Source organism: Caballeronia sp. M23-90 (assembly GCF_053574605.1).
Genome location: NZ_JBSIPA010000256.1, coordinates 1 through 9,381 on the forward strand (window position 1 = coordinate 1; position 9,381 = coordinate 9,381).

At 56.7% G+C, this 9,381-nt stretch carries 8 protein-coding genes; 1 reads left to right on the forward strand and 7 read right to left on the reverse strand.

Features of this window, described 5'->3' with window-relative positions; all coding sequences use genetic code 11:
* Positions 1–53: 53 nt before the first annotated feature.
* The 5 genes from cyoD to ACRXB1_RS22285 form a co-directional block, all read right to left on the reverse strand.
* The gene (cyoD, locus tag ACRXB1_RS22265; protein ID WP_062168875.1) at positions 54–386 is read right to left on the reverse strand and encodes a cytochrome o ubiquinol oxidase subunit IV; all 333 of its coding nucleotides are present in this window, start codon (positions 384–386) and stop codon (positions 54–56) included.
* The gene (gene cyoC, locus ACRXB1_RS22270; protein WP_174364795.1) at positions 387–995 is read right to left on the reverse strand and encodes a cytochrome o ubiquinol oxidase subunit III; all 609 of its coding nucleotides are present in this window, start codon (positions 993–995) and stop codon (positions 387–389) included.
* The gene (gene cyoB, locus ACRXB1_RS22275; RefSeq protein ID WP_449493245.1) at positions 995–2,986 is read right to left on the reverse strand and encodes a cytochrome o ubiquinol oxidase subunit I; all 1,992 of its coding nucleotides are present in this window, start codon (positions 2,984–2,986) and stop codon (positions 995–997) included. Before cyoB ends, cyoC begins: the two co-directional genes overlap by 1 nt.
* Before the next feature lie 15 nt (positions 2,987–3,001).
* Complete coding sequence (gene cyoA, locus ACRXB1_RS22280) at positions 3,002–3,895, reverse strand: ubiquinol oxidase subunit II (protein WP_449493241.1); 894 nt, start codon at positions 3,893–3,895, stop codon at positions 3,002–3,004.
* A gap of 245 nt (positions 3,896–4,140) precedes the next feature.
* Entirely contained in the window at positions 4,141–5,535 is a 1,395-nt protein-coding gene (locus ACRXB1_RS22285) for a DUF1996 domain-containing protein (RefSeq protein WP_449493242.1), read from the reverse strand.
* A 111-nt stretch (positions 5,536–5,646) separates the two neighbouring features.
* Here ACRXB1_RS22285 and ACRXB1_RS22290 point away from each other — a divergent pair, with 111 nt between their 5' ends.
* Complete coding sequence (locus ACRXB1_RS22290; RefSeq protein ID WP_449493243.1) at positions 5,647–6,873, forward strand: ISL3 family transposase; 1,227 nt, start codon at positions 5,647–5,649, stop codon at positions 6,871–6,873.
* Between the two features lie 408 nt (positions 6,874–7,281).
* Here ACRXB1_RS22290 and nagE read toward each other — a convergent pair whose 3' ends face one another.
* Positions 7,282–9,057, reverse strand: coding sequence for an N-acetylglucosamine-specific PTS transporter subunit IIBC (nagE, locus tag ACRXB1_RS22295; protein ID WP_062168867.1), 1,776 nt, complete (start codon positions 9,055–9,057; stop codon positions 7,282–7,284).
* Positions 9,058–9,162: 105 nt separating this feature from the next.
* On the reverse strand, positions 9,163–9,381 hold a 219-nt coding region (locus ACRXB1_RS22300), incomplete at its 5' end, for a putative PEP-binding protein (protein ID WP_449493244.1).

The window sequence follows — 9,381 nt, forward strand, 5'->3', positions numbered from 1 at the left end:
GCCCGCTGTCGAAAGACAGCGGGCTTTTTTTCTGTGCGTGTGAGCTTTGGCGCCTAGCGCGACATCATGTGGTGGCCGACGTTATGCATCACCCATAACGTTCCGCCGATCACGATCACCGCCACCAGAACGGTGAATCCGAACGCGACGACGTTCCATCGCTGCGATGACGACGTATTCATGTGCAGGAAGAACATGAGATGCACGAGGATCTGGATGAACGCGAGCACCGAGATCGCGATGATCGTTTCAGTCTGGCCCAACGCCTGTTGCATGACCAACCCGAACGCTGCGGCCGTGAGCACGACCGACAGAACAAAGCCGATGACATACGAGCGCACGCTGCCGTGGCCCGCGCCGGTATCGATTGATTGTGCGTGTGCCATTTATACGACGCTCGTCAGATAAACAAAGGTGAAGACGCAGATCCAGACGATATCCAGGAAGTGCCAGAATAGGCTCAGGCACGCGAGGCGTGTCAGATCGCGTTGGGTAACTTTCTTGTTGCCGATAACCTGCACAGCCAGCACGACCATCCAGATCAGGCCTGCCGTGACATGCAGTCCGTGTGTTCCCACCAGCGTGAAAAACGCCGACAAAAACGCGCTGGTGCCCGGGCCATAACCCTGCTGGATCAACAAGTGAAACTCGTGTATTTCCAGCACGATAAACGCCGCGCCCAGCAGGAACGTGACGCCGAGCCACGCCAGCAACGCAGTCTTCTTGCCCTTGTACGCGGCCAGCATGCCGAAGCCGAATGTGATGCTGCTGACCAGCAGGATCGCGGTTTCCAGCATGACCCCAGGCAGTTCGAAGACGTCCTTGCCTGAAGGACCTCCCGCGAACTGGTTTCCCATCACGGCGAATACGGCGAACAACGACGCAAAGATGATGCAGTCGGTCATCAGGTACACCCAGAACCCGAGGACCGTATTCGATGAACCGTGATCGTCGTGCGATTCCGACGAATTGAGTGAGAGGGTTTTAGTCAGCATTACAGTGCCTCCTGCAGATCGCGCGCGCGCGTTTGCGCCGGCGAGCCATCCATTCCGGCAACGGTCGCGGCGGGAATGGTGTAGTCGATGTCGGTGTCGTTGCTGCGAATGATCAGCGTGACGACCACGCCCAGCAATCCGGCAGCAGCAAGCCACCAGATGTGCCAGACCAGCGCAAAACCGATCGCCAGACTGAACAACGCGACGATCAGGCCGGCGCTCGTATTGCGGGGCATGTGGATATCGCGATAGGCCTCGCGTGCGTGACGCGTGCGGCCGCGTTCTTTCATGTGAGCGAAGGCGTCGAGTTCATGCACCACGGGCAGGACCGCGAAGTTATAAACCGGCGGTGGCGAGCTGGTCGCCCATTCGAGCGTGCGGCCGTTCCACGGATCGCCCGTGACGTCCTTGTATGCCGGCGAATTGCGCTTCACCACGCTGACCACGACTTGAGTAATCTGAAGCACCACGCCGAGCAAGATGATCAGCGCGCCGATCAGCGCGACGATCATGTACGGTTGCCAGCCCGGTGTGTCGTAGTGGTTCATACGGCGGGTTGCGCCCATGAAGCCCAGTACGTACAGCGGCATGAATGCGGTCCAGAAACCGATGAGCCAGCACCAGAACGCGCACTTGCCAAGCGTTTCGTTCAGCTTGAAACCGAACGCCTTCGGGAACCAGTACGTGAAGCCGGCGAAATAACCAAACACCACGCCGCCGATGATTGCGTTATGGAAGTGAGCGATCAGGAACAAGCTGTTGTGCAGCACGAAGTCCGCGCCGGGCACGGCCAGCAGCACGCCCGTCATGCCGCCGATGGTGAACGTGATCATGAAGCCGATCGTCCACAACACAGGCGACGACAACTCCAGGCGGCCCTTGTAGATGGTGAACAGCCAGTTGAAGATCTTCACGCCGGTCGGAATGGCGATGATCATGGTCATGATCCCGAAGAACGCATTCACGTTCGCGCCGGAACCCATGGTGAAGAAGTGATGCAACCAGACCAGCAACGACAGCACCATGATCGAGCACGTGGCGTAGACCATTGTCTTGTAGCCAAACAGCGGCTTCTTGGCGAACGTGGCGACGACTTCCGAATAGATGCCGAACGCCGGCAATACCAGGATGTACACCTCCGGATGCCCCCAAGCCCAGATCAGGTTCAGATAAAGCATGGCATTGCCGCCGGCATCGTTCGTGAAGAAGTGCATGCCGAGATAACGGTCGAGCGCGAGCAATGCGAGCGTTGCGGTCAGGATCGGGAACGTGGCGAGAATCAGCACGTTCGAGCACAGCGACGTCCACGTGAATACGGGCATCTTCATGTACGTCATGCCGGGCGCGCGCATCTTGATGATCGTGACGAAGAAGTTGACGCCGGTGAGTAACGTTCCTATTCCGGAAAGTTGCAAACTCCATAAGTAGTAGTCGACACCCACACCCGGACTGAACTGCAGCTCGGACAGCGGCGGATAGGCAAGCCAGCCCGTTTGCGCGAAGTCACCGATCACCAGGGAAACGTTGATCAGGATCGCTGCAACCGCCGTCATCCAGAAACTGAGCGAGTTGATGAACGGAAACGCGACATCGCGTGCGCCGATTTGCAACGGCACGACAATGTTCATCAAGCCGATCATGAAGGCCATCGCCATGAAGAAAATCATGATGACGCCGTGCGCCGTGAAGACCTGGTTGTAATGCTCGGGCGGAAGGAACCCGGGCCCGTTATAAGCGAGTGCGAGTTGCGTGCGCATCATGAGCGCATCGACAAAACCACGCAGCAGCATCAGTACCGCTACCACGATGTACATCACGCCAATCTTCTTGTGATCGACCGACGTAAGCCATTCACGCCACAAATAGCCCCACTTTCCGGACCACGTCAGCCCGACGACCACGGCCACCACGATGAGCGCCATGAACGCTGCCGCACCCATGATGATGGGCTGGTCGAACGGTATGTCCGCCAGCGTTAGTTTTCCCAGCAAATTTCCAAACATGACTTATCCCTTCGTACGGCAGATGGGGTCGGGTATGTTGCGAGCATGCCCGTTGTTGTATTTCGCGACGATGGTCTGGAACAGATTCGCGTCGACCTTCGAGAAGTACTGGACCGGTTGCTTTTCGGTCGGCGCGGCAACAGCGGCATAGTTCACGCCATCAAGCTGGCTCGGCGATGCCTTCACCTTTTTGACCCAGGCTGCGAACTCTTCGGGCGTGGTCGCGATGGCGCGAAACTTCATATCCGAAAATCCATGTCCGCTGAAATTCGCAGACAAACCGGCATAGTCGCCGGCATGGTCCGCGATCAGATGCAACTTGGTCTGCATGCCCGCCATTGCATAGATCTGACCGCCCAATTGCGGGATGAAAAACGAGTTCATCACCGAATCCGACGTGATCTTGAAGCTCACCGGGGTACCGACTGGAAATTGAATTTGATTAACTGTGGCAATGCCAAGATCCGGATAGATGAAAAGCCACTTCCAGTCGAGCGCAACAACTTCGACATTGATTGGCTTTACCTCTGATTCCAGCGGCTTATAAGGATCCAGTGCATGTGTACTCTTGTAAGTCAGAATACCGAGATAGAGAATGATCAGTGCAGGCACCAGCCAGATCACAATCTCGATCTTGGTCGAATGCGCCCATTTCGGTAAATATTCAGCGGAAGTATTCGACGCCCGATACTTCCATGCAAACAGCAGCGTCAGGAAAATAACCGGTACGACCACGATCAGCATGGCGTACGTGGACGTCAGAATAAGATTCTTCTCAGCCAGTCCGATGCTGCCTTTTGGATCGAGAAGATCCATCTGGCCGCCGCAACCTGACAGAAGAAGAGCAGGGAAAATTGCTAACCGCTTGCAAAACCCCGACCCGGATTTTTGTTTCATACCTTGCCCGATTTCAACGTTTTTGAGATATTACGTTTTAGACTTTCAACTAGTCTCGGGAGAAGGGTAGCGCGATTTCAAGGCCCGGCTTAATCCAACTTTTTCTAAAAATATTTTGTGTTTTCTTTGGTGCGTCTTATTGTCGCGTTTATTATTCTTCATTCGCATTGAAACCACTCCCTTATCATCGCGACAAAAGGGAGTGTTAATTATTTGGGATAATCAGGCTCAATGCACCGCCTTCTTCACTTCAAGAAAAGCCCAGGCGTCCATGATCCTGTGCGCGACGAGAAAGTGACTGTTCTTCCTGTTGTGTTACGAATGCAGAGGGCTCCCTCCGTCGCCCCGGCCGCTTTCTGGTCCGCAATGTACGAGCTGATGTCGTTTTGCCTGACCTGCCGAGCGCTATCGAGGTAGATACCGCCAATACCGTTCATGCTGCATGCCGATGCCGCAGGCAAGTTGGCCGAGTCGTCCCAGTTCGTTGATGCAGAGTAGAGACTGAGCATGACCGCGCTGGAATCGGTCACGTTACCGCCGAAGGTCTGAATAGTGGATGCTGCATAAGGAAAATCGTTGAGATCCTTGGGTATTGGAAACTTCATCAAAACAATGTTGCCGGGCGCCGCAGCTAACGTCGTGTCCGCCGGGTGAGCGGTGCCGTCGCTATCGAGCTGGACGTTCGCAGTAACGGCAGAATAATAGACAGGAATGCTGGTGTCGCACCCGCCGGAGATGACGTCTTTATTCATGCACATATCCGTCAGATATTGCATGGTCTGCGTGTGCCATGCACTGATGAAATCGCCGTGAGCGGTGTACATGCTTCCCCATTGCGGCACCCATTGCCCGTTCTCGAACACCGGGTCGAGCGAAAGCTGAGCGCTGGATAAATCCGGATCAGTTCCGAGGTTATACGCGAGGTTGAATTGCAACTCGGGGATCTTCACCGGATAGGCACTCGGGCACGTGCCGTCGCTGTTTCGATACGCTACGTTGAGGTCACCTTTCGCAGCTTTCATGAGGTTGCTCATTCGCGTCGCCCTGTTGCTTCCCAGGATCGGCTTCAGCGTCTTTCCATCCCAGCAATCCGGAAAATGCACACTAATATTCAGTTGGGTTGCCGCACCGGGAGTTTTAGACGGGCAACTCGCCGGCATCGATGTTGTGTACTGACCGCCCGTGCACAAGAAATTCACATGCGGGTTCGGCCCTGTGCCCATGTGATCTCCCGCCAGCATCTCGAGTCCTGGCGGAATTGGCTGAACAGGCACCACTGGCTGATCATTAAGGTAATAGGTTTTCTGATACGTTGGGAAGACAATGCCTGACTTTCGCTTCAATTGCGGCGCCCAGTACGCGGAGATATCTGCCGTCGAGTTGCAGGTCGTGACTTTGTTATTGTTCAACGAATCGTAGGTGGTGTATGCGTTCGTATTTGGATTTCCGAAAAACTCATGAACCATGGCTTCGCCCGGTTTCCCGGGATAAACGATCGCATCATCCGGCAACGTATGAGAGTAATTGCATTGGACATCGAATCCACGGGCATTGACTGCACCAGCGGCAAGCATGAGGATGATCCAGATGACTGATTTTAGCCTCTTTTGAATTTGAAGTGGGTGGGTTTGGCGGGTCAAGGGCGGGCGTGAGCCCGGCGCAGCGAACCCTTGAGGCGCGCTCACCCAGTAAGATGAGTCATGGGTGATTGCGGCAGAATGCGGGAATCACCCATGTAAAGCCAATCTGCTATGACGAATCAATTGTTCGAATCCGCCCTCGGTATCACGGCTCCTTGGTATGTCCGAAGTGTTGACTTCGATGCTGCTCAGCGGCAGCTCAACATCGCCGTTGACTTCGTTGCAGGCAGCCGATTTGGCTATGCCGGAGTTGCCGGCGAGCATCCCGTGCACGACACGCAAATCAAGCGCCTGCGGCATCTGAATTTCTTCCAGCACGAGTGCTTCCTCGAAGTGCGAGTGCCCAGGGTGCGCCTGCCCGATGGTTCAGTGCGTTTGGTTGCGCCAGGTTGGGTGGGCCAGCTCAGCGGCTTTACATTATTGTTCGAGGCGCTCGTGTTGATGCTCGCGCAGCAGATGCCGTTCGCCGCCGTTGCACGCGCGGTCAATCTGTCGTGGCATCGAGTACATGCCATCTGTTCGCGGTATGTGGAGTTGGCGCTCGCGGCGGCCGACCTGTCGGGTGTGACGGCGGTGGCGATTGACGAAACCTCGTACCGTCGCGGTCATGAGTATCTGACGCTGGTCGCCGACATGCAGGCGCGGCGGGTTGTGTTCGTCACCACAGGCAAGGATGCTAGCACGATAGAGCGCTTGGCCACCTACCTGAGCGAACACGGCGGCTCGCCCGGGCAAGTGAGCTCGGTTAGCATCGACATGTCACCGGCTTTCATCAAGGGCGTCAATGAACATCTCCCCGAAGCGCGAGTTACCTTTGACAAGTTCCACGTCGTCGCCCACGCGTCCAAGGCGCTCGACGCAGTACGTCGGCAGCAGCAGAAACTCGACCCTCAGCTTAAAGGCATGCGTTGGACGTTGCTCAAGGACGCCGACAAACTGAACCTCGCGCAACTGACTGACCTTGAGGCGTTGGTCAGTCAGTACACAACCAATCGCACCGCGCGCGCCTGGCTTTACCGAGAACAATTGCGCGACATTCTCGAGCGCAAACAAATCAACGTCGTCTCCGACATGCTGCACCAGTGGTGCACCAACGTCATGCGCTCCAAGGTCGAGCCCATGAAGGATGTTGTGCGTTTGGTTCGCAGACACTTCTATGGAATCGTTGCCTGGACCCAGACTCGTCAGACCAACGGTTTCATCGAGGCCATCAACGGCTTGTTTCAGGCAACAAAGCGCAAGGCTCGTGGATATGCACGCTTTGAAACCATGCGCACCGTCTTGTTTCTCATTGCCGGAAAACTTAACTTCGCCGCGTTCAACGCGCATGCCCGCTGAGCCGCATTACCCACTGAGTTCTCAAAAGAGCCTGATTTTATTTTCATGAACGACTCCTGATGTAGATAGAGAAACACTGACTCGAACTGTTTCTGCGCGTTATTTTATTAATCAGCACAACTACTTTATTTGCGAAATCAACGTTAATCGCTGACGTGATTTCGCATTCCACACGACAGGGAAATGAACGACGAATGGACTCGCCGACAAAAGTGGCGAGTTAATTAGATCTAATGACTTTTCTGCCGGCAAATAATAAACCCGGCTCATGACTTTCGCCATGCCGGGATTTAAATGCAGCCTTGGAATTTGAAACTTGGTGAACCTATCGTGTCGATGGGTTCACGTTGACAACAGAGCTTCCGCGGCCGAGACCCGAAGGCTCAGCCGCGGTGCTTCACTGCCCGCTTACGCCGGCAGCGGAGAAGCTCCGTTACCTGGCGACAAACGCTTGGCCATCGTGGCGGCATAGCGCGGCGCCGAGTTACCCACGACAATGTGGAAGGTATCGGCGGAAACCCACGCTACATCGAGCGTCGACAAGCGCTGACGATCAACCGACGACGGATCGCGCACGACCACGCGCAGACGCGTGGTAGCCACGGCGTCGAGCGAAGCCACGTTCGTTGCGCCGCCGAATACGGCAAGCCAGCGCACCGGATCCGGATCGAGCGGACCTTGCTCGGCGGCAGAAACCGAAGCCAATGGCGCGGCTTCACTGGCAGCGGGCGTGGACGAAGCCGGCGTCGCACCGCGAGTCGACGAGCGCTCGAGTTGGGTACGGATTTCATCGGAGATGAGATCGGCTTCCGGCCCGATGATGACCTGTACGCTCGTCGCGCCGCGCTTCAACACGCCGCGTGCACCGATTGCCTTCAGTTGCGGCTCCGAAACCTTCTCTGAATCCACCACGGACAAACGCAGACGGGTCGTGCAGGCATCGACGAGCGTCAGGTTTGACGCACCGCCCAAGGCCGCGATGTAACGCACAGCGCGCGGCACCGTTGCGCCGGCCGTCGGCGAGACAAAGCCCGTGTTGTCGAACGATTCGACTTCGGCGTCCGTCGTTGCGGGCTCGCGACCCGGCGTTGCCATGTTGAACTTGCGGATGAAGAAGCGGAACAGGCCGTAATAGACCAGACCGTAGACCAGGCCGATAGGAATCGCCAGCCAGCCGCGCTGCGACAGACCGTAGTTCAGCACATAGTCGATCGCACCAGCCGAGAACGTGAAGCCCAGGTGAATGCCCAGCGCCGAGCAGATCGCGAGCGACAGCCCCGTGAGCACAGCATGGATGGCGTAGAGCGCGGGAGCGAGGAACATGAAGCTGTACTCGATCGGCTCGGTCACGCCCGTCAGGAACGCGGTCAAGGCCATCGAGAACAAGAGGCCGCCCACCACTGCACGACGTTCCTTCGGTGCTTCGTGGAACATGGCAAGACACGCTGCCGGCAAGCCGAACATCATGATCGGGAAGAAGCCCGTCATGAAGCCGCCAGCGGTTTTATCGCCAGCAAAGAAGCGGTGCAGATCGCCCGTCACTGCTGCGCCGCCGCCCGGTGGCGTGTACGAACCGAACACGAACCATGCAAGCGAATTCAGGATGTGGTGCAGGCCCGTGACCAGCAGGATCCGGTTCAGCACGCCGAACACGAACACGCCGAGAGCGCCGGCGCCCGTCAGCCAGCCGCCGGCTGCATCGATAGCTGCCTGAATCGGCGTCCAGATATAGCCAAAGACGATACCGAGCACCAGACAGACGACTCCCGTGACAATCGGCACGAAGCGTTTCCCTCCGAAGAACGCGAGGTACTCAGGCAGCTTGATGTCTTTGTACTTGTTGTAGAGAAACCCGGCCACGCAACCTGCGACGATCCCCGACAGCACGCCCATGTTGAGCTTGTCGTTGATGTCTTTCATCACCGCGATTTCGATCAGGTAACCGATCGCGCCAGCCAGGCCGGCGGTACCGTTGTTGTCTTTCGCAAAACCCACTGCCACGCCGATGGCGAACAAGAGTGGCAGGTTTGTGAAGATTGCATCGCCTGCATCGGCGATCATCTTGATGTTGAAGACATCCGGCTGGCCGAGGCGTAATAGCAGCCCGGCCACCGGTAGCACGGCAATCGGCAGCATCAGCGCGCGGCCGAGACGCTGCATTTTTGCAAACAGGTTAGCGTCCATCGAATTCTCCAAAGAAAGTGTCTTGTCGTTGATCGTGAGGTGAAACGTGTTGTCGATCGATTCTTTTTACTAGTGAACGCGAAGCCTGGCAGCCGGAAGGACGTGTTAGTCCAGCGGCCAGATTTCGCGGCTTGCTGCTCTTACTGCCTGTGCCGATTCGAGCGCCAATGCATCGAGCGCGCGCTGACGGCACAGTGGGTAATCGAGTTTGCGCACGAGCGCCTTGATGCCGGGAACCGAAACCGGGTCCACCGATAATTCCGTCACGCCCAAGCCCACGAGCAAGGGCACCGCAACCGGATCGCCGCCCAGCGCGCCGCACAA

Excerpts from the sequence above, each read along its gene's own strand:
- cyoD (WP_062168875.1), bottom strand. The coding sequence starts at position 386 with ATGGCACACGCACAATCAATCGATACCGGCGCGGGCCACGGCAGCGTG.
- cyoC (WP_174364795.1), bottom strand. The coding sequence starts at position 995 with ATGCTGACTAAAACCCTCTCACTCAATTCGTCGGAATCGCACGACGAT.
- cyoA (WP_449493241.1), bottom strand. The coding sequence starts at position 3,895 with ATGAAACAAAAATCCGGGTCGGGGTTTTGCAAGCGGTTAGCAATTTTC.
- ACRXB1_RS22290 (WP_449493243.1), top strand. The coding sequence starts at position 5,647 with ATGACGAATCAATTGTTCGAATCCGCCCTCGGTATCACGGCTCCTTGG.
- nagE (WP_062168867.1), bottom strand. The coding sequence starts at position 9,057 with ATGGACGCTAACCTGTTTGCAAAAATGCAGCGTCTCGGCCGCGCGCTG.